Source organism: Bacillus sp. FSL K6-2865 (assembly GCF_040311405.1).
Classification (GTDB): Bacteria; Bacillota; Bacilli; order Bacillales; family Bacillaceae; genus Bacillus; species Bacillus velezensis.
Map to the genome: position 1 here is coordinate 2,366,858 of NZ_CP152036.1, position 20,971 is coordinate 2,387,828.

24 protein-coding genes are annotated in these 20,971 nt (G+C 46.3%); 1 reads left to right on the top strand and 23 read right to left on the bottom strand.

Annotation, left to right across the window (positions count from 1 at the left end):
* Position 1: 1 nt before the first annotated feature.
* From trpA to NYE42_RS11745, 23 genes are all read right to left on the bottom strand, one after another.
* Positions 2–799: a tryptophan synthase subunit alpha gene (trpA, locus tag NYE42_RS11635; RefSeq protein ID WP_352426475.1), complete on the bottom strand. Its 798-nt coding sequence runs from the start codon at positions 797–799 to the stop codon at positions 2–4.
* Positions 792–1,994: a tryptophan synthase subunit beta gene (gene trpB, locus NYE42_RS11640; protein WP_352426476.1), complete on the bottom strand. Its 1,203-nt coding sequence runs from the start codon at positions 1,992–1,994 to the stop codon at positions 792–794. Before trpB ends, trpA begins: the two co-directional genes overlap by 8 nt.
* A complete protein-coding gene (locus tag NYE42_RS11645; RefSeq protein ID WP_015417721.1) occupies positions 1,975–2,628 on the bottom strand; it encodes a phosphoribosylanthranilate isomerase in 654 nt (217 codons plus the stop codon). The genes trpB and NYE42_RS11645 overlap by 20 nt, the downstream gene beginning before the upstream one ends.
* 4 nt (positions 2,629–2,632) lie before the next feature.
* Complete coding sequence (trpC, locus tag NYE42_RS11650) at positions 2,633–3,385, bottom strand: indole-3-glycerol phosphate synthase TrpC (protein ID WP_007612237.1); 753 nt, start codon at positions 3,383–3,385, stop codon at positions 2,633–2,635.
* Entirely contained in the window at positions 3,378–4,394 is a 1,017-nt protein-coding gene (trpD, locus tag NYE42_RS11655; protein WP_352426477.1) for an anthranilate phosphoribosyltransferase, read from the bottom strand. Before trpD ends, trpC begins: the two co-directional genes overlap by 8 nt.
* Entirely contained in the window at positions 4,366–5,913 is a 1,548-nt protein-coding gene (trpE, locus tag NYE42_RS11660) for an anthranilate synthase component I (RefSeq protein ID WP_144664593.1), read from the bottom strand. Before trpE ends, trpD begins: the two co-directional genes overlap by 29 nt.
* Before the next feature lie 223 nt (positions 5,914–6,136).
* Complete coding sequence (gene aroH, locus NYE42_RS11665; RefSeq protein ID WP_003153463.1) at positions 6,137–6,520, bottom strand: chorismate mutase; 384 nt, start codon at positions 6,518–6,520, stop codon at positions 6,137–6,139.
* Positions 6,517–7,605 carry a 3-dehydroquinate synthase gene (aroB, locus tag NYE42_RS11670; RefSeq protein WP_015417725.1) on the bottom strand — a complete coding sequence of 363 codons (1,089 nt, stop codon included), beginning with the start codon at positions 7,603–7,605 and terminating at the stop codon, positions 6,517–6,519. The genes aroH and aroB overlap by 4 nt, the downstream gene beginning before the upstream one ends.
* Positions 7,605–8,777 (bottom strand): chorismate synthase, encoded by a 1,173-nt coding sequence (aroC, locus tag NYE42_RS11675; protein ID WP_003153459.1) that lies wholly within the window; start codon positions 8,775–8,777, stop codon positions 7,605–7,607. The genes aroB and aroC overlap by 1 nt, the downstream gene beginning before the upstream one ends.
* Before the next feature lie 71 nt (positions 8,778–8,848).
* Positions 8,849–9,619, bottom strand: coding sequence for a protein-glutamate O-methyltransferase (locus NYE42_RS11680; RefSeq protein ID WP_015417726.1), 771 nt, complete (start codon positions 9,617–9,619; stop codon positions 8,849–8,851).
* Positions 9,620–9,808: 189 nt separating this feature from the next.
* Positions 9,809–10,255, bottom strand: a complete 447-nt coding sequence (gene ndk / locus NYE42_RS11685) for a nucleoside-diphosphate kinase (RefSeq protein ID WP_015417727.1) — start codon at positions 10,253–10,255, stop codon at positions 9,809–9,811.
* Positions 10,256–10,375: 120 nt separating this feature from the next.
* Positions 10,376–11,338, bottom strand: coding sequence for a heptaprenyl diphosphate synthase component II (hepT, locus tag NYE42_RS11690; protein ID WP_186314443.1), 963 nt, complete (start codon positions 11,336–11,338; stop codon positions 10,376–10,378).
* Positions 11,339–11,366: 28 nt separating this feature from the next.
* Positions 11,367–12,068: a demethylmenaquinone methyltransferase gene (gene menG, locus NYE42_RS11695; protein ID WP_003153453.1), complete on the bottom strand. Its 702-nt coding sequence runs from the start codon at positions 12,066–12,068 to the stop codon at positions 11,367–11,369.
* 5 nt (positions 12,069–12,073) lie between these two features.
* Complete coding sequence (gene hepS, locus NYE42_RS11700; protein ID WP_007409455.1) at positions 12,074–12,829, bottom strand: heptaprenyl diphosphate synthase component 1; 756 nt, start codon at positions 12,827–12,829, stop codon at positions 12,074–12,076.
* Between the two features lie 156 nt (positions 12,830–12,985).
* Positions 12,986–13,213, bottom strand: a complete 228-nt coding sequence (gene mtrB, locus NYE42_RS11705; RefSeq protein ID WP_003153449.1) for a trp RNA-binding attenuation protein MtrB — start codon at positions 13,211–13,213, stop codon at positions 12,986–12,988.
* Between the two features lie 20 nt (positions 13,214–13,233).
* On the bottom strand, positions 13,234–13,806 hold the full coding sequence (folE, locus tag NYE42_RS11710) for a GTP cyclohydrolase I FolE (RefSeq protein WP_003153448.1): 573 nt from the start codon (positions 13,804–13,806) through the stop codon (positions 13,234–13,236).
* Positions 13,807–13,992: 186 nt separating this feature from the next.
* A complete protein-coding gene (gene hbs, locus NYE42_RS11715; protein WP_003153447.1) occupies positions 13,993–14,271 on the bottom strand; it encodes a non-specific DNA-binding protein Hbs in 279 nt (92 codons plus the stop codon).
* A gap of 374 nt (positions 14,272–14,645) precedes the next feature.
* Positions 14,646–16,124, bottom strand: a complete 1,479-nt coding sequence (gene spoIVA, locus NYE42_RS11720) for a stage IV sporulation protein A (protein ID WP_007409454.1) — start codon at positions 16,122–16,124, stop codon at positions 14,646–14,648.
* Between the two features lie 185 nt (positions 16,125–16,309).
* Complete coding sequence (locus tag NYE42_RS11725; protein WP_003153436.1) at positions 16,310–17,044, bottom strand: hypothetical protein; 735 nt, start codon at positions 17,042–17,044, stop codon at positions 16,310–16,312.
* Positions 17,045–17,063: 19 nt separating this feature from the next.
* Entirely contained in the window at positions 17,064–17,267 is a 204-nt protein-coding gene (locus NYE42_RS11730) for a DUF2768 domain-containing protein (RefSeq protein WP_003153435.1), read from the bottom strand.
* Between the two features lie 319 nt (positions 17,268–17,586).
* Positions 17,587–18,624 (bottom strand): NAD(P)H-dependent glycerol-3-phosphate dehydrogenase, encoded by a 1,038-nt coding sequence (locus tag NYE42_RS11735; RefSeq protein ID WP_003153434.1) that lies wholly within the window; start codon positions 18,622–18,624, stop codon positions 17,587–17,589.
* A 17-nt stretch (positions 18,625–18,641) separates the two neighbouring features.
* The gene (gene engA / locus NYE42_RS11740) at positions 18,642–19,952 is read right to left on the bottom strand and encodes a ribosome-associated GTPase EngA (protein WP_003153433.1); all 1,311 of its coding nucleotides are present in this window, start codon (positions 19,950–19,952) and stop codon (positions 18,642–18,644) included.
* A gap of 192 nt (positions 19,953–20,144) precedes the next feature.
* Positions 20,145–20,747 (bottom strand): hypothetical protein, encoded by a 603-nt coding sequence (locus tag NYE42_RS11745; protein WP_053573269.1) that lies wholly within the window; start codon positions 20,745–20,747, stop codon positions 20,145–20,147.
* A gap of 76 nt (positions 20,748–20,823) precedes the next feature.
* Between NYE42_RS11745 and NYE42_RS11750 the strand changes: the two genes are divergently transcribed.
* Positions 20,824–20,955 (top strand): YpzI family protein, encoded by a 132-nt coding sequence (locus NYE42_RS11750; RefSeq protein ID WP_003153429.1) that lies wholly within the window; start codon positions 20,824–20,826, stop codon positions 20,953–20,955.
* Positions 20,956–20,971: the final 16 nt, after the last annotated feature.

Sequence of the window (20,971 nt, forward strand, 5' to 3'; positions counted from 1 at the left end):
CTCATTTTACACTGTACAGTCGTCCGAACGTCTTTGCGTATTCTTCAAATTCAAGAAGCGCATCAGCTCTTGTTCCGGGATTCACAAGCTTTATTTTAAGCTCTTCAACTTTTTTGACAAGCGCGCTGCCGACAACGACACCGTCAGATATTTCATTCATCCTGTCAACCTGTTTGCGGTTCGAGATGCCAAAACCGACCGCCACCGGAACAGGGCTGAATTCTTTCACCTTACGGATGAAAGAGTATACAGACGGATCGAATTCGCTGCGTACGCCCGTCACTCCTAAAGAGGATACACAATACACAAAGCCGCAGGCCTGTTCAGTAATTATTTTCAAACGGTCTTCACTTGTCGGCGCAACCAGTGAGATATAAGCGATATTCTCCTTTTTGCATGTCATTTGCAAAAGGGAGCTTTCCTCTAATGGAAGGTCGGGTACAAGCAGACCGTCTATGTCGTTTTCCCGCAGTAAAGCGAAAAAGCATTCTTTTTCTAATTGTAACACAGGATTGTAATACGTAAAGAGGATTATTGGAATATGAACGCCGTTTTTTTTCATTTTGCCGCCAAGTTCAATTGCTTTTACGATATTCATTCCGTTTTCCAGAGCCCGTTTTGAAGCCCGTTGTATGACGGGTCCGTCCGCAAGCGGATCTGTGTAAGGAACGCCGATTTCAAGGGCAGAAGCGCCTGCGTTCTGCAATGATATTGCCAGTTCAACAGAAATGTCAGGAAGCGGATCGCCAGCTGTAATAAAAGGGATAAATAATTTTTCAGACTCTCGCAGATTAAACATGTGTCTCCACCCCGTTTTCCAAAACATTCATCAGCGTATGAACGTCTTTATCTCCTCTTCCCGATAAACTGACGAGAATGATTTTATCTTTATCCATGTCTTTTGCCATTTCAAACGCTTTTGCCAGGGCGTGGGCAGATTCAATAGCCGGAAGAATACCTTCTGTTTCAGAAAGCAGACGTAACGCGGCAATCGCTTCTTCGTCTGTCACGCTTTCGTACGTTACACGGCCGCTTTTATGCAGATAGGCGTGCTCAGGGCCGATCCCCGGGTAATCAAGGCCTGCTGAAATGGAATACGGTTCGATAATCTGCCCGTATTTATCTTGTATTAAATAGGTCATTGATCCGTGAATCACCCCGAGCGTCCCTTTTGCGATCGTTGCCGCATGCAGCGGCGTATCAATTCCTTTTCCGGCCGCCTCGGCGCCGATCAGCTCAGTATCTTCGGCTAAAAAGGCCTGAAAAATGCCCATCGCATTGCTTCCGCCGCCGACACATGCAACAATCTTATCCGGGAGCGTTCCTTCAACCCGGCGGAGCTGTTCTTTCGCTTCCTCTCCGATGATTTTCTGAAATTCGCGAACGATATACGGATACGGATGCGGCCCCACTACAGAACCGATAAGGTAGAAATGATCTTCACAATGCTGGACCCAATACCTGATCGCCTCATTCGTCGCATCTTTCAGCGTGCCGTTGCCGCTTGTGACCGGCACCACTTCCGCGCCGAGCAGTTTCATCCGGAATACGTTCAGCGACTGGCGCGCAACGTCTTCTTCACCCATAAAAACCGTACATTTAAAACCGAATTTTGCGGCGGCTGTCGCGGCAGCCACACCGTGCTGTCCCGCGCCGGTTTCGGCGATGATTTTCGTTTTGCCCATCTTTTTAGCAAGCAGAATCTGGCCTAACGCGTTGTTAATTTTATGAGAGCCGGTATGGTTTAAATCTTCTCTTTTCAGATAGATTTTCGCCCCTCCCAAATACTCTGACACCCTGTCTGCGAACGTTAATGCAGTCGGTCTTCCGGAGTAATCAAACAATAGCTTTTTATATTCGGCATGAAAAACGGGATCATTCTTTAATTCTGTGAAAGCCGTTTCGATTTCCTCAAGGGGCCGCATCAATGTTTCAGGGACAAATTTGCCGCCGAATTCGCCGTATCTTCCGATTTCATTTGGATATGGATACATAGTGGTTCATCCTTTCTTCTAAAAGCCGGATCAGTGTTTGATCCTTTTGTCCGTTTTTTTCAATTCCGCTGGCAAGATCTATACCGCACGGACGCGATCTCAGTAAGCCGGTAATCGTTTCAGGATTAACGCCGCCCGCGATAAAACAGCGCTTGTTTGCATTTTGAGCCTGCTTTCGGTACAAGGGGACACGAGCCCATGAAAACGCGATTCCCGTGCCGCCTCTCATTCCTTTTACTGAAGAATCAATGACATAGCCGTCGACAGCAGGTGCAAATTGAGCCATCTGACGAAGCGTCCCTTCCCCGTGATGGAGCGCTTTCCATATCTCCGAGCGCACAAGCGGACGGAGACGGAGGGCATCCTCAGGCGATTCATCACCGTGAAGCTGGATGGCGTCAAGTGCCAGATCAGAGGCGATTTGCGCGATGTTTTCTATCGTTTCATTTACAAATACTCCGACATGTTTCTTGTCTGTCCGGACCTGCTCTTTCCATTTCCGGACCTCATCCGGCGTTACTCTCCGTTTGCTTGCGGCAAAAATAAATCCCAGATAATCCGCTCCTGAAGCTGCCGCAAGTTCGTAATCACGCTTCGATCGTATCCCGCAGTACTTTACCTCAGGCTTTTTCATATCATCACTCCCCGAACAGTCCGCGGATCGCCTTTTGCTGCGAATCCTCTCTCATTAAGGATTCTCCGACCAATACAGCCTGCGCCCCGTGCTTGTTGACGAATTGCAGGTCAGCCAAAGAACCGATGCCGCTTTCGCTGACCAGCAGGCAGCCGTCCGGTACAAGCTGCGCTATTTTTTCCGTTTGCGAAACAGAAGTACGGAACGTTTTTAAGTCCCGGTTGTTTATGCCGAGAATGTCCGGCTGAAACACTTGTAAAATCCGTTCAAGCACAGTTTCATCATGGACTTCAACGAGAACGTCCATGCCCTTCTCGCGGGCTTCCAGATAAAGCTCATGAAGCTCTGAAGGTTCCAGCGCTTCCCCGATCAGCAAAATGGCATCGGCGCCGATCCTGAACGATTCCTCCACCTGAAGGGAATCAATAATAAAATCTTTTCTCAGCACGGGAAGAGACACGGTTTGTTTAACATCTGTCAGAAATTGATTTCTCCCCTGAAAAAAACGGGTATCCGTGAGAACCGAAAGGGCGTCGGCTTTAGCCGCTTCATAATCCGCCGCAATCGTTTCCGGAACAAAATGCTCTTTAATCAATCCTTTAGACGGCGAAGCTTTTTTCACTTCGGCGATCAGCCCGATAAAACGGTTCGGGTTCAGGAGCGCTTTTTTAAAGGATCTCCGTTCAATTTGACAGGTTTCCGGCAGCACGATGGATTTGATTTCTTCTTTTTTCTGCTGAATGATTTGATCAAGCATACATTTCTTCCTCTTTCTGTTTCAGACGTTCGAGCTGCCTTTTGGCATCTCCGTTTTGAATCGCTTCTAAGGCGGTTTTCGTTCCTTCTTTCAGATCGTTTGCAAGACCTGCCGTATAAATGGCCGCGCCCGCATTTAAGGCGGTAATATGCAGAGCGGATGACGGAGCTTCATTTGCAAAAATATTCTGAATGAGGAGCGCGCTTTCTTCCGATGAACTCACTTGAATATCCTTTAGTGAACCTTCTGCAAAACCGAATTGTTCAGGTAAAACGGAATATTCCAGACGTTCACCGTTTTTCAGTTCAATAATATCGGTCGGTGCTGTGATGGACAGTTCATCTAATCCGTCACGGGCCGACACAAGCATGACGTGTCTGACATCAAATTGTTCCAACGCGCTTGCCATCAGGCGCGCTTTATCTAATGAATAGACGCCGATCACCTGCCGCTTCACCTGCAGCGGGTTGCTGAGCGGGCCCAGCAGATTAAATACGGTTCGGAAGCCAAGCTCTTTTCTTGCGGCGGCGACGTGCTTCATTGACGAATGAAACAACGGCGCAAACAAAAACCCCATTTGTTTCATTTCAATGCTGCGTTTGACGCTGTCTGGTGTGGCTTGAATGGAAACCCCCAGCTTTTCCAGCACATCCGCGCTGCCGCTTTTAGACGAAACGGAGCGATTTCCGTGCTTGGCAACTTTAGCTCCGGCGGCAGAAGCTGTAATCGCCGCTGCCGTGGATATGTTAAACGTAGAAATCCCGTCTCCGCCTGTTCCGCACGTATCAACGACATCCGCCAAGCCACCCGCCGTCTGTGCCCGTGCCCGCATCACTTTTACAAATCCGGCAAGCTCCTCCGCCGTTTCACCTCGATGGGCTAACACCGATAAAATCCCGCCGATCTCAGACTGCGACATGTCCCCGTTCATCATCATCTCCATCAGCTTTTCGGCTTCTCCGGTTTTCAGCGTACGGCCATTAACGCACGATTGCAGAAATTTGTTCATCCGTCTTCTCCTCCCCGCCAGAAAAGATGTCTTCTGCGATTTGAATCGTTTTTAAAAGCGCCCCCGCTTTGTTACAGCTTTCTTCATATTCGGCTTCCGGGACGGAATCGGCGACTATTCCCGCGCCCGCCTGCACCGATGCCGTACCGTTTTTGACACTCATAGTGCGGATGGTAATACACGAATCAATTGACCCGTCAAATCCGATATAAGCGATACATCCGCCGTAGGTTTCTCTGGAAGTCGGTTCTAATTCATTTAAAAGCTGCATCGCGTGGATTTTCGGAGCGCCCGTGAGTGTTCCTGCCGGGAATGCCGACATCAGCGCGTCAACGGGATGGACGCCCTGCTTTAAACGGCCGGTTACAACAGAGATGATGTGCATCACATGTGAAAAAGAAACGACCTTTGTGAATTCCGGAACGGCTACGGAACCGTACTCCGCAACTCTGCCGATGTCATTGCGCGCAAGATCGACGAGCATGTAATGTTCAGCTTTTTCTTTTTCGTCATTCATCAGCTCTTTTTTCAGGCGTTCATCCTCTTCTTTTCCGGCGCCCCTTCTTCTCGTTCCGGCAATCGGATGAATTTCCAGGTGCCTGTCATGCACGCGGATCAGACGTTCAGGCGAACTCCCGACAATGTCTCTGTCAGGCAGTTTGATATAGTACATATAGGGTGAAGGATTGATGATGCGGAGCACCCTGTACAGCTCAAATGAATGTCTGGATACCGGAATGTCAAACTTTTGCGAAAGCACCCCTTGAAAAATGTCTCCCGCTTTTATATATTCTTTCAGTTTATTAACGCCGGCCATAAACTCCTCTTTCGTATAATTGGATGTCACATCGGCAAAACTTGGCGTGTCAAACGTTTCTTTAGAAAAAAACGGCTCTTTCATATCTTTCGATTCTGTCAAAATACCGATAAGCTTACGAAGCTCCGCGCAATTTTCTTTAAAAACGGCCCGCTTTTCTTCCTCCGTCTCCCGGCCGTTAAGCTCCGCATATTGAATGAAATGCACTTGTTTCGTTTCGTGGTCGTACGCGATGATTTTCCGGCAGACAAACAGCATACATTTTTCGAAATCTGTTACTTTCGCGTGGCTTGGCACGGAAGGCTCAATCAAAGGAATCATGTCATAGCTCAGATAACCGACCGCCCCTCCCGAAAATGGGATATCAAGCTCGGGTGTTTTAATGCGGAAGCTCTCATTCATCCAGTCAAGCACGGCTTTTAATTCTCCGGCTTCAAACAGCGTATGCCCGTTTGGATCAGTGGCAGTGAATGTGTTATGACTCTCTTTAATGGTGATAAAAGGATCAAGGCCGATAAAAGAGTATCTCGACCAGCTTGACGACTCATCCTTGCTTTCTAAAAGATACGTAATGTTTCTGTCCAGTTTTTCAACCATCTGAATGGGTGTGATCGTGTCGACCGTAAAAGTCTCTGCGATTGGAATGGTGCGGTGTGTCAGACTGTCCTTTAAAAATAAAGAAACATCCGATTGTAAATTCATGATTCTCCTCCTTACGGTAAGGAGAATGAGATGAAGAGTGAGAGGAGTCTTGCGTATAAGAAATAAACCCAAAAGAAAGGCTTCTTTTGGGCAGAATAAAAACGTGTTTATCTCAGCTCAGCTAAACTCATTCTCTGCTACCCTATTCTAAACTCAACTGTTCAATGTCTTACTTACCAGCTCTATACACACTCTTGTGTATTTCTAAGCTTTGTTTATCGTATTACATGTCAGTATTTTTTGTCAATGATAAATCCGGCCTTAACACAACGGCTTTTTCTAAATAGACATGCTTGATTTCATCCTGAGGCGTATCCGTCTGAACCGTCATCAGGACACGGATACACTTTTGCAGAGCGCCGGTGACATCCATTTCCTGCATGCACGTCACCGGGACGTACTGCCACCCGGAAAGGCGGCGGACCGCTTTTGCCGGAAATACGGAATGGATATCAGGCGTGGCGGATAACAGGATCTGTACAACGTCTTCCGGCTTGCATCCATTTTGTTCAATGATTTTTTCAAGCAGCTGCTGTGTTTTTTCTAAAATTTCTTGTTCGGTGTCTTGTTCCACCGTTGTTGCTCCGCGAATGCCGCGTATCATCATGCTGTTTCCTCCATTCGCCATTTATTCAGCAAATTTTCGAGCTCATCTTTTGAAAGCATGCAGTCCCGCGCTTCGCCTAATTCTTTTAACACGATGAACTGTGTCATGCCTCCGCGCGTTTTTTTATCATTCATCATCCGGGCGGAGAGAACCGGCGTTTCAATATCTTGTCTGATGCTTCCCGGGTAGCCGAGCCCAATCAGCCATTGTGTGAGTTCTTTCCTGTTCATCTTGCAACCCGCAACCTGTTCACTCACGTAAAGGGCAAACTGCATGCCGAGGGCGACCGCATCTCCATGTGTAATCCGTCCGTAGCCGTATTCCGCCTCAACGGCATGGCCGAGCGTATGGCCGAAATTCAGAAAAGCTCTTATCCCCTCTTCCTTTTCGTCCTCACGCACGACGGCCGATTTGATTGAAATTCCTTTATAAATCATTTCATTCAGCTCAGCGCTTGTCAGTCCTTGCAACGTGTCAAACGTGAGAAGTTTTTCTAAAAAAGCATGATCGGCGATAAACGCGTGTTTGATCACTTCAGCCATGCCCGATCTCAGCTCTTGTTCCGGCAGGGTTTTCAGAAGCTCCGTATCGTAAATCACCGCTTTCGGCTGATAAAACGCGCCGATTAAGTTCTTTCCGAGTTTATGGTTGACGGCCACCTTGCCGCCGACCGCGCTGTCATGGGCAAGCAGTGTTGTCGGCATTTGAATGAAATCAATTCCGCGCATAAAAGTTGCTGCGCAAAAGCCGGCCAAATCACCCGTCACGCCGCCTCCGAATGCAATCATACATGAGGAGCGGTCCATATGGAAAGCGATCGCTTCCGTTTGAATCCGTTCATACTCTTTTAGAGATTTCGCTTCTTCTCCGCTTGGAACGATCACCTTTTTCACGGGCCATGTTTCGTTTAAAAGCCGGAACATCTCATCACCGTAAAGCCGGTCAACTTCAGCATCGATGATGAGAAGGATCTTTGTCAGCGGCCTGTTCAGTGAAGACAAAAGGGCAGCGGCCTGTTTCCTTATGCCTTCACCGATATACACGGGATATGCGGAGGAAGCTGTCCGAACCTCAAGCTCTTTCATCAGAATTCCCTCGATAGTTTTTTCATGTTTTCAACATTTTCTTTAATGCGGTCGATCTGGTCAAGCCCGAATTGTTCGACGACTGCATTTGCGATTTCCCAGGCCACTGCTGCTTCAGCCACTACGCTTGCTGCCGGAACCGCGCAGCTGTCTGAACGTTCAATGCTCGCTGTAAACGGTTCTTTCGTTTCAATGTCGACGCTTTTCAGCGGCTTGTACAAAGTAGGGATCGGTTTCATAACGCCGCGGACGACAATCGGCATTCCCGTCGTCATACCGCCTTCTAATCCTCCGAGCCTGTTTGTGGCGCGTGTATAGCCTTTCTCTTCATCCCATACGATTTCATCATGAACTTCACTGCCGTTTTTGCCGGCCGCTTCAAAACCGATGCCGAACTCTACGCCTTTAAACGCGTTAATCGACAGAACGGCAGCAGCGAGCTTGCTGTCCAGCTTACGGTCATAGTGGACATAGCTTCCGACACCGACCGGCATACCTTCGACGATCACTTCAACGATTCCGCCGATCGAGTCGCCGTTTGCCTTCGCTTCATCAATGGCTGCCATCATTTGACGGCCTGCTTCTTCATCGTAGCATCTGACCGGTGATTCTTCCGTTACCCGTTTGAGATCCTCAATGGATGTGTAATCGGTTTTCTCTGCTTTTACGCTGCCGATTTGCAGGACATGCCCGGCGACTTTAATGCCAAGCTCCGCTAAAATCTTTTTAGCGACGGCTCCGGCAGCCACGCGAACCGTTGTCTCACGCGCGGAAGATCGTTCTAACACATTTCTCATATCACGGTGATTATATTTAATAGCACCGTTCAAATCTGCGTGTCCCGGTCTCGGTCTTGAAATCTGGCGTTTCATTTCACTTTCTTCTTCTTCTGTAATCGGTGCTGCGCCCATAATTTTTGTCCAGTGGGTCCAGTCTTTATTTTCTACAACGAGCGCGATGGGTGAACCGAGTGTCCGGGCATGCCGCACGCCGCTTGTGATCTTCGCTCTGTCCGTTTCAATCTGCATGCGGCGTCCGCGGCCGTGCCCTTTTTGACGTCTGGCAAGCTCAAAATTAATGTCTTCTTCAGTTATATAAAGCCCCGCAGGCACACCTTCTATAATTGTCGTCAGCTGCGGACCGTGTGATTCTCCGGCTGTTAAGTATCTCATTTTTTTCTTCTCCCTTCATCGCATTAACGCTTTTAAGTAAAACTATACCACAAGTTTTCATTAAATGTCTTCTATCTTTTTTGATAAAAAAATGTATCAGTGCTCTCAAGGCCGAATTTTTCCGGGCTGAAAATTTGTTCTGTACTGCCTACAAACAGAATTCCGTTCTTTTTCAGACTGCCCGCCATTTTCACATACAGCTCTTCTTTTGCTTTTTCAGTAAAATAAATAAAGACGTTGCGGCAGACGATCAGATCAAAATCCTGTTCATAGCTGTCGGCAAGCAGGTTGTGCCGCTTAAACCGGATGTTTTTCTGAATCTCTTGTTTTACTTGATAACTGTTGTCAGCCTGCTTAGTGAAATAACGGCTTTTCACGGAAGCCGGCACCTCTTGCAGCGAGCGTTCCTGATAGATGCCCCGCTTAGCTTTGCTTAGCGCCTTTTCATCAATATCTGTCGCCAATATATCAAATCCGGCCAGTCCCGTCTGCTGATTGAGAATCATAGCCAAAGTATAGGGCTCCTCTCCCGTTGAACAGGCCGCACTCCATATTTTTAACGGTTTTTTATGCTTTATTAACGGAAGAATTGAGGTTTCAAGAACTTCCCACCGTTTATAATTTCGGTAAAATTCAGAAACATTGATCGTCATTCTGTCCAATGTTTCGTTTAATAAAAGCTTGTCCTTTTCCAAAGCGGCGGCAAATTCCTGAAAATCTCTGAACCCCTTCTTTTCATAAAGGGACGTCAGCCGCCTTTTCATCTGTGCTTCTTTGTATAAAGATAAATCAACGCCGGTTATTTGTTTCCACTTGGTGATAAAAATGTCGTAAGGCTCCATTGCTTCTCTCCCAATCTCGCTGTCTTTTGTCCTAGTATAGCCTGTTTTCTTTCTAATTTGTACGATTTCAATAAAAAAATCAGCCCGCAGGCTGATTTGTGAGAAATGAAAAGACAGGGCAGCACAGCCTCTGTCTTTCTTAAAATATGTAAACCTTTTCATAACAAGAGAAAAAGAAAGGCTGACGGCTTAGTACACCCAGTCGGCCATTAATTTTTGATACGGTACAAGCTCTTCCTGTTTGAAGAAAATGTCAATTTCCCGCTCAGCGCTTTCTAAGGAGTCTGAACCGTGAATGATATTTTTGCCGACAAACATGCCGTAGTCACCGCGGATCGTGCCCGGCAGTGCATCTTTCGGGTTCGTTTTTCCGATCAGCTGTCTTGTGATCTCTACTACATTTTCCCCTTCCCATACCATTGCAAATACGGGTCCTGATGTAATGAATTCCACAAGCTCGCTGAAAAACGGCTTCCCTTTATGTTCAGCATAATGGTTTTCAGCCATCTGTTCTGAAACTTGCATTAGCTTGGCTCCTGCCAATTGTAAGCCCTTACGCTCAAATCTGGATAAAATCTCTCCGATTAGCTGGCGCTGTACGCCGTCCGGTTTTACCATGATAAAAGTTTTTTCCATAAGATTCTCCACCCCATCATTATGTATAGGCTTTCAAGTTGCACACCGAAATCGTAACATCTTTCTGACAATTAATCAATCCAGGGCGGAGAATGTTCACATCTTGTTCGTAAAAGGAATTTAAAATTTCCGTTTGCCGATATATTTGGCGATGGCGGCCAATGATGAGCGCGCACGTCCTCTCGGCAGTGTATTCAGTTTTTCAAACGCTTTTTTTAAGTACCTGTCACTGACGGCTATTGATTTTTCAATCGCGTCTGTGCGTTTAATATTTTCAATAATGGGGGCGAGTTGCTCCTGTGTTGTTTCACTGTTAATTAATTTCAGCTGATTTTTCAATTCAGGCTGACGGAGCGCGTACAAAACGGGCAGAGTGACATTTCCTTGCAGCAGATCCCCTCCGACCGGTTTTCCCAGTTCCTCTTCCGTTGAAGTGAAATCAAGAATGTCGTCAATAATCTGATAGGACATGCCCACGTAATAACCGAACCAATATAATGCTTTGTGAATCTTCTCATCAGCTCCCGAAGCGATGGCGCCGAGCTGGCAGCTGACGGCAATGAGAAGAGCCGTTTTCCGTTTGATGCGGCGCAAATAGGTTCTGAGGTTTTGTTCCATATTGTATTTATCTCTGATCTGTTCAATTTCTCCGAGGCATACTTCTACGATGGTTTTGGACAGGATTCGGTGGGCTTTCGGCTCATCCAATCTCGTCATCATCTCAAGTGAGCCCGCTAGCATATAATCACCGGTATACATGGCGATGCGGTTGTCCCACTTGGCTTTGATGGTCGGTTTTCCCCTCCGCAGCTCGGCGTCATCAATGACGTCGTCATGCACGAGGGACGCCATATGAATCATTTCCAGCGTCACCGCAACATATTTTATTTTATTAATGTCATAGTCGCCAAACATGCCGGAAAGCAATACGAAAACAGGGCGGATCCGCTTGCCGCCCGCCTGGAGCAGGTGGAGCCCGGCTTCACTCAGCAAAGGATAGTCTGACCGCACCGTTTGCTCAAGCTCCCTTTCGATCACATCAATATCGTCATTTAAAAAAGAATAGGCCATTTTAAATTTCATATCATTCACCCAAACATCTGTATATTCATCATTTCCAACCGATATGCGTAGCGGCCACTCCGCCGGTAAACGAATGGTATTTGACATTCGTCAGGCCCGCTTCTTCAAACAGACGCGCAAGTTCTTTCATACCGGGAAATTCTCTTGCCGATTCTTGAAGCCAAGAATATTCTTTATAGCTCTTCGCAAACATTTTTCCGAAGAAAGGCATGATGTATTTAAAATAAAGAAAATACGCCTGTCTGAATCCGAACATTTCCGGCTGGGATGTTTCCAGACATACAACCTGCCCGCCCGGTTTGACGACCCGCCGCATTTCTTTCAGCACGGTCAGATAGTCGGGAACGTTCCGCAGCCCGAAGCCGATGGTGACAAAATCAAAAGAATCATCAGCGAAAGGAAGCTCCATCGCATTTCCGTGCAAAAGCTCAATTTGGCTGTAACCGCCCTCTTTCACTTTTTTCTCACCGATGCTCAGCATATTTTTGCTGAAATCCAGTCCTTTGATTTCGCCGCTTTTTCCGGCCGCTTCTGCGAGGGCAATCGTCCAGTCAGCCGTTCCGCAACAGACATCAAGCGCTTTTGCGCCTTCTTTTACATTCATGATCTGCATCGTTTTATCGCGCCATTTTTTATGCTGCTGAAAACTGATGACAGAGTTCATTTGGTCATAATTTTTATAGATTTTTTCAAACACGCCGTGTACGCGCTGTTCTTTTGACTCCTGCATGTTGATTACCCTTCTTCCACTTTCTGATGATATGTTTTGTCCTGGCTGATCGCTTTAAGCCGGTTCAGCATGAGGTTTTGGATTGGTGAATTGAGCGGCAGCAGCGTTTCAATGCTTTGCTTTGCCTTTCGGAAGCTATCTTCCATTATGTCAGCCTTTGATTTCCCTGACTTTACAATATTGCCGATGACATCGAGAAATATAGCATTGCCGTTCATCAGCCGCTTATATACAAAAAAATCACTCGCCAGCTCTTTCCAGCGCGGAAGATTAAAGTGGTCTGACACTCTGTGAAACAGGGCCGCTTCCACAATCGCCATGCTTTCGATCAATTGATTCAAGTCATTGACAGACCGATCGTACAGACGGATTTTATGCTCATTGATTTCTTTAATTGCCGTAGCGAGCGTCCGAATCATATAGATATCCTTCATTTCAGATAAAAGCGAATAATACAGTCCGCTGAAATAGTCGCCGGCAAGCACGGTGAGCTGCCGGTTTTTATTTTCGTCTCGCTTTAACGCTCTGGCTGTTGTCACTTCATCGTGGGTATCAAGGGCGCTTTGGACAAGCATCGCAGTTACTATGTAATTTTCTCTGTCGTTGTTCTTAATGTCCGCCTCTTCAAACAAAGCGTGAAAAAGAAGAAGCTTATCCTCATCGATTTTAGGCGCAGAAATATGTTTCGCTAAATAAGGATGAGACAGCTTTTGTTTTAATTTCGTATTTAGATTCGCTAAAGTTCCGTAGATGTCTTGCAAAAATATCACCCTTGTCCCCAAATTCACATTTATTCTAATATGTATGAGATTTACTCGTCATTATTATACGCAGGTATCATTATAGCATAAAAAAAAGAAATTGGCTGTATTCTCCCGCCGTTTGCGGGCATTTGGCAAAAGCGGGAAACAGCCGGCTTATTTTTTTTCGCTGTTCATTTCTCCGTAAGCGGTCTGGATGAGGGCGTTGCCTCTCACTTTGATGGCAGAGGTATGCTCAGTAAACTGAGCGATAATCACTTCGCCTTTGTCCAGTTTTTCGGAATGGTGAAATTTCGTATCCGTTCCTCTCGTTAAACCGATGACGTTCACGCCGTCCTCGACCGCTTTAATGACGACAAAATCACTTGAATGCTTTGAATTCATATCTGCACCCTCTATCATTATTAATCCGCACGTTTAATATGTTCTAACACTTCGGAACGCGCCGCTGCGTCATCTTTAAAAATACCTCTTACAGCGGAAGTCACTGTTTTTGCACCTGGCTTTCTTACGCCCCTCATTGTCATGCACATATGCTCAGCCTCGACGACAACCATGACGCCGTGGGGATCTAAGGTCTCTACGATGCTTTCTGCAATCGTTGAAGTGATGCGCTCCTGCAGCTGCGGGCGTTTTGAGACGGCTTCCACCGCCCGCGCCAATTTACTCAGGCCCGTCACTTTGCCGCCGCGCGGAATGTAGGCAATATGCGCTTTTCCGTAAAAAGGAACAAGGTGATGTTCACACATGGAATGAAACGCGATATCTTTTACAAGAACAAGCTCCTCATGGTCTTCTCCGAAAACGGTTTTAAAGTGTTCTTTCGGGTCTTCATTTAATCCCGAGAATACTTCCGCGTACATTTTCGCCACGCGTTTCGGCGTATCTAAAAGCCCTTCCCGGTCCGGGTCTTCTCCAATCGCCTCTAAAATCTGGCGAACCGCCTGTTCAATCTGTTCTTTATTAACTTCTTTCATTGTCTGTGTCCTCCACCATTGAATACATTTAATTTCGATTCTAGCACATTTGCCGCGCCAAAAGCAAAACGAAAGTCCTGCCCGGTGACCGAGGCTGCTTAAATATGAAAAGCCCCTTTATCAAGGGGCTTTTCTGTGAAGAAACAAAGTGTATGTATCAGATGCATACACGATCTATATTCACAATTATTTTCCTGCAACAGCGTCTTTAAGAGCTTTACCTGGTTTGAAAGCAGGTACCTTGCTTGCAGGGATTTCGATTTCTTCACCAGTTTGCGGGTTACGTCCTTTACGTGCAGAGCGCTCGCGCACCTCAAAGTTACCGAAACCGATCAGTTGGATTTTATCACCGTTTTTAAGTGCATCTAAAATCGTATCAAAAACAGAATCAACTGCTTTTGTAGCGTCTTTTTTAGACAATTCGCTTGCTTCAGCAACCGCATTGATTAGTTCTGTCTTGTTCATGCCTTTCACCTCCTCCCAAAAGGGTATCAAATCAGCAGTTTATTATCATTTCTTCACAGTTCAGCCTGATTCTAAACCTGTCTGATAAAAAATCAAAGCAGGGAAGAACAGACAAGTAAACGGCTTTTCAAAAGAAAACAGACACTTTGAGGAATGTTTGTCCAACAAAGTGAAGATTTTCTGTCTGTAGAGTAACACATATAAAAAGCCATATCAAGCATTTTAAAGCCTCAATCCCTTGCTCGTCAAGGTTTTCACGTGTTTTATCGAACAAATATTCCTTTTTTTGCTTTTTTCCTCCTAATCCTTGATTGATTTCCAGTATCTAAAAAGAATAAAAAAAGACCCCCCGTTTCAGGAAGAGGTCCTTCAGCTTACAAAATAATGGCGATCAGGCCGCCTGAGCCTTCGTTAATAATTCTCTCCAGCGTTTCTTTCAATTTATATCTCGCATTTTCCGGCATGAGTGACAGTTTTGCGGAGATTCCTTCTCTTACGATAGAGCTCAATGATCTGCCGAAAATATCGGAGTTCCAGATAGAAAGCGGATCATCTTCAAAGTCCTGCATTAAGTAACGGACAAGTTCTTCACTTTGTTTTTCCGTCCCGATGATCGGCGCGAATTCACTTTCCACATCCACTTTGATCATATGAATGGACGGAGCGACCGCTTTGAGCCTTACTCCGAATCTTGATCCCTGTCTGATGATTTCCGGTTCATCAAGGCTCATATCGGCTAAGGCCGGGGCGGCAATGCCGTAGCCGGTCTGTTTCACCATTTTCAGCGCATCTGATACCTGATCATATTCTTTTTTCGCGTGGGCGAAGTCCTGCATTAATTCAAGCAGGTGGTCTTTCCCGCGGATTTCAACGCCGACCACTTCTTTTAAAATCTGGTCATATAAATGATCCGGCGCATACAAATCAATTTCTGCGACACCCTGGCCAAGTTCGATTCCGGCCAATCCGGCGCTTTCAATAAACTCAAATTCACTGAAGTGTCCGACAACCCGGTCGACATCGCGCAGGCGTTTAATATCTTTTACGGTTTCTTTCACTGATTCCTGGTAGCTCTCTCTGAGCCAGTGATTTTCTTTCAGCACCATGACCCAGCTCGGAAGGTTGACATTGACTTCCAGCACAGGGAACTCGTAAAGCGCTTCTCTGAGGACGCTTAACACATCTGTTTCCCGCATGCTTTCAACACTCATGGCGAGGACGGGAATATCATATTTCGCGCTTAATTCAGCTCTGAGCGCTTCTGTTTCCGGGTGGTACGGTTTTACCGAGTTGATAACCATAATAAACGGTTTGCCGACTTCCTTCAGCTCGTCGATGACTCTTTCTTCCGCTTCCACGTAATCGCCCCGCGCAATATCGCCGATTGAGCCGTCTGTCGTAATGACGACCCCGATTGTGGAGTGTTCCTGGATGACTTTTCTCGTACCGATTTCCGCTGCCTCATGAAAGGGAATCGGTTCTTCGTACCAAGGTGTATTGATCATTCTCGGGCCGTTTTCATCCTCATATCCCTTCGCCCCGGGAACCGTATATCCCACACAATCCACAAGACGGATGTTGACATCAAGTCCTTCCGCGACATGAACGGACATGGCTTGATTCGGGACAAATTTTGGTTCTGTGGTCATTATCGTTTTTCCTGCTGCGCTTTGCGGAAGCTCATCCTGCGCCCGCGCTCGGTCGGCCTCATTGCTGATATTCGGGAGCACCACGAGCTCCATAAATTTTTTAATGAATGTAGATTTCCCTGTACGGACAGCGCCAACGACTCCTAAGTATATATCGCCCCCTGTTCGTTCAGCGATATCCTTGAAAATATCGACCTTTTCCAAGTGATCCCCTCCCGGACTTCCTATCCTTATCATTTTTCATTCACCATTCTCCAATCAAATACAGGACACTATATGTGTATGACGTTGTCCTATTTCAATATGACATCTTTAAAAAATTTTCAGGCAGTCTTTTCTATCAAAATCAAAAAAACCTTTCTCCCTATTTGTATGCGCGGGAAAAAGGTTCATTCCTGTTTCGTTTGACTTTCTAAAAAAACGGGTTCCTGTTTTTCATTTACGGTGTATGTGACTGAAAAGGCCGGGACGAAAGGAGTCTCTTTCCATAAAATATCTTGAATTTCCGCGCCCGGTTTGATTTTCTTTTTGTTTTCCTTCAGGCAGCGGGCGAGATCGACGCGATAGTCGGCATAGATTTCTCCGTCAGCGCCGATTAAAAGCGGCAGAGACGTGCCTGAAACCGGACTTTTGACTGAAGGAGAGTCTTTCATGCCGAGCTTTTTTTTATTTAAAGTGAACAGCCCTTTTGAAACGGCGTCCTCATAGGGAGGATATGTATGCTTTTCCTGATACATTTTGACACGCAGCTTCATGTCGCGGATTGCTTCCGCCATTTGGAGATCGACCAGCTTGACGGTCGGCTTATTTTCCACATCGACAAGCACGTATTGGTACATTCCTCCGCTTTCATAAGCTGAGGCCGGCGGCTCCTCTATGTATCTGGGCGCGAGCCGCTTAAAATCTATCGGATATTTTTGATAGAGCGGTGTTTTCATATCTTTTGTCTGAATCGGCAGAAGTCCGCCGTTCGCCTTTTTAAATTCATCCACTGCCGCTTGCACCTGCTGAAGCTGATGTTTGTAAGATACTTTATTTTCAGTTTTTTTTGCTTCAGGGTACAGACAGCCGGACAGCAGAAGCACCGCCATTGCCGTTATGACGGCCATTTTTAACTTATGCATTCCGCGCCCCCTTTTTGCTTTATTCATTGACAGGCCCGCTGAAAACGACCATTAACACGATCAATCCCGAGATGACCATGCAGGCATAAGCGAGTGAAGAAACTGCTGCTTTTATCAGTTTGTTTTTCACTTTGTATCTGCTGACATAAATAGAGGCCACCGCAACAAACATTAATCCCATAGCACCAAGCGCAAACCACATTTTCATCAATGCCACACTCACGTTCGTGCCCCCCGTCCCATCATTGTAAGCGTTATATTTCATTTTAATATACAAATGTTGAAAAGATCAACAGGTTTTCCATCTATTGAAAAAACAAAAAAAACTGAAGCAAAGAGGGGGACTTTGCTTCAGTCAAGTTGACTATATTCACCTGTACGTCTGAGATACACTCTCTTGGACTTCGATGCTATAGTATGCGCAGATGCATACGTCTGCATCCTCTTCTGCCTAAATCAGCAAATGTTTTAAGCGATTTCAGCCGGAGAGTTCTGCGTTTTGGACTTTCGTCACTTCAGAATATGCTGACGGCATGTTATTGTCACTTCACCCGGTTTTCGAATGTGTTGACCAAGTCTTCCATCTCATGGGTTTTCACTCTGGCCATTAAGGATTCTACGGCCGTTTCTACCTTCTGCCCGTTAAATAATACTTGGTGAAGCGCCTCTGTGATCGGCATTTTCACTTGGTATTTTTGAGACAGCTGATACGCAGCTTTCGTCGTCCGCACGCCTTCAACAACCATCCCCATCTTATCCAGGACAGCTTCCAGCTTGTATCCTTTGCCGAGCAGGTTGCCGGCGCGCCAGTTTCGAGAATGAACGCTTGTACACGTCACGATTAAATCGCCTACGCCGGTCAGGCCGGAAAAGGTGAGCGGATTTCCGCCCATCTTTGTGCCGAGTCTGGCGATTTCAGCAAGACCTCGGGTGATTAAGGCCGCTTTTGCATTATCTCCGTATCCCAATCCGTCTGTAATCCCCGCTGCAAGAGCGATGATATTCTTTAACGCTCCCCCTATTTCAACACCGATCATATCCGGATTGGTATAGACGCGGAAATGCTGGTTCATGAATAAATCCTGAACCGCTTCTGCAGCCTTGATATTTTTTGAAGATGATGTAACAGTCGTCGGGTGTCTTAATCCGACTTCCTCAGCGTGGCTCGGCCCTGAAAGCACGACGATGTCTTTTCTGTACTCCTCAGGCAGCTCCTCTTCCATTAATTCTGAAATGCGGAGAAGCGAATCCGGCTCAATTCCCTTGCTGACATGAACAAAAATCGATTGTTTCGGGATGTACGGCAGAGCCTTTTTCAGCACTTCCCGAATGGCTTTTGTCGGAACTGCCACAATGATGAAGTCAGCTCCTTTTAAAGCCTCGCTTAAATCAGCTGTACCGATGATAGAACTTGATAGCTCCACCCCCGGCAGGTAATCTTTGTTTTCATGCAGTTCGTTGATTTGATCGATCAATTCGGCACGGTGTCCCCACATCATGACTTGATGTCCGTTATCAGCCAGCACTAAAGAAAGTGCAGTGCCCCAGCTTCCCGCTCCAAGCATTGCCACTTTTTTCATCTCTGTATCACACCTTTTTATTTTCTTGCTCTTGCAAATATTTTAATTGGCGTACCTTCAAATCCGAAAGCATCCCGGATTCGGTTTTCTAAAAAGCGTTCATAAGAAAAATGCATCAGTTCCGGATCGTTGACAAAAACAACGAAGCTCGGCGGCTTAACAGCGACTTGAGTCGCATAATAAATTTTCAGACGGGAGCCGTTGTGCGTCGGAGTCGGATTCATGGCGACCGCATCCATAATGACATCATTTAAGACATTTGTCTGTACGCGGAGAGAGTGGTTTTCACTCGCTTTAATAATCGCAGGCATGAGTGTATGAATCCGCTTTGTCGTCAGTGCCGACATAAACAGCACCGGCGCGTAATCGAGAAATTGGAAATGTTCCCGAATATTCTGTTCAAATTCTTTCATCGTGCGTTCGTCTTTATCAACGGCATCCCATTTGTTTACGATAATGACGACGGCTTTCCCGGCTTCATGGGCGTATCCGGCGATCCGCTTGTCCTGCTCAAGGATGCCTTCTTCTGCATTCAGCACAACGCCGACGACGTCTGAGCGGTCAATGGCTTTTAACGCCCGAAGCACACTGTATTTTTCTGTTGTTTCATATACTTTACCCTTTTTTCTCATTCCCGCCGTGTCAACGATTACAAATTCCTGCTGATTGTAGGTGAACGCCGTATCCACAGCGTCTCTAGTCGTTCCGGCTACGTTGCTCACGATAACCCGCTCTTCGCCGAGCATCGCATTGACAAGGGATGATTTTCCGACATTCGGGCGGCCGATCAGGCAGAATTGAACGACATCATCACTATACTTCGTCTCCGGAATGTTTTTAAAATGCTCGGCACAAGCATCGAGCAAATCTCCCAATCCTAAACCGTGTGTGCCCGAAATCGGATACGGTTCTCCAAAGCCGAGCGCATAAAAGTCATAGATGTTCGCTCTCATTTCGGTATTATCTAATTTATTTACGGCTAATACGACCGGTTTTTTCGTCCGGTACAGTATTTTTGCCACTTCTTCATCCGCAGACGTCACACCTTCGCGGCCGTTCACCATAAAGATGATCACATCAGCCTCGTCCATGGCGATTTCAGCCTGCTGGCGGATCTGTGTCAGAAACGGTTCGTCTCCGATATCAATTCCGCCCGTATCAATCAGGTTAAAATCATAATTCAGCCATTCCGCCGAACTGTATATCCGGTCCCGCGTCACTCCGGGGGTATCTTCTACTATTGAAATTCTTTCACCCGCAATCCGGTTAAAGATTGTAGATTTTCCCACATTCGGTCTTCCGACAATGGCTACGACAGGTTTACCCATAGTACCCTTCCTTTCAATCCAGCCGCTTACATTTTCACAAAAAATTGTTCAACCGGTTATTAAAAATCATCTTCGCTATGAAAAGAACCCTTCAAACAGAAGGGCTTAACTCATTTATTATATCAGTTTTCACTGAGATCACAATGTATTCTTCAAAATGTTTCGCATTCATGTAACAGTCTCCGTCTGTTTTCAAGACATTTTTGTCGCTCCTTTGCCCTGCTTTTTGCTTTTTTGGCTGATGCGCGCCGCAAGCTGTTCATATGTAGTCAGCCCGACGAGGAGAATCACTCCCGCCGAACAGCCTGAAAGCCATTGATAATCCCCGACGGCTGCCGCACCCGCAATGTTGCGGATGACCGCAGCATACAATAGCTCCCCCTGGCACATGCCGAGAACAAAAAGACAAAGCCTCTCAGGGAACCGCCCCTCAACGGAAAGCGTAATAACGGTAAGCAGTATAACCGCCGCCCATTCAGGTTTTATGATAAACCAAACAGGATCATATAATGCAAAAAGAAAAATAAAGCCGTACGCCGCAGACGCCGTCAGATGAATCACAATATTACGGAGCCGTTTATGCATGCCGAGGCTTCCCGCATAAACAAATGCCGCAGCAAAAAACATGACATATGCCGCATTCAGCGTAAAATAAGCCGTAATCTGATGTATGCTTGCCATCATATTAGTCAAAATAAAGACTGATACGTAAAAACGGCTTTTCGTTTTGGCAAAAATAAAAGTCGCAAGTATCCATAAAAACCACATTGACCAGTAATAATAAAACGGTTCCATAATCGCTCCTCCTCTGATCAGTATGGAGCGGGAACGCATTTTTTAAACCAATTATGCCTGAAAGGAGCGGATAAGGATGGGAAAAGACAGACAGGAGAAAAAACTGAAAGCCTCCCGCCGGGTGGAATCTGATCGCGATGATTCGATTCACCATAAAGGAGCGACAAGCCTTGAGCAGAACGGGGAATTCCGAAAAAGAAAATCGTAAAAAACAGAAAAAGGCA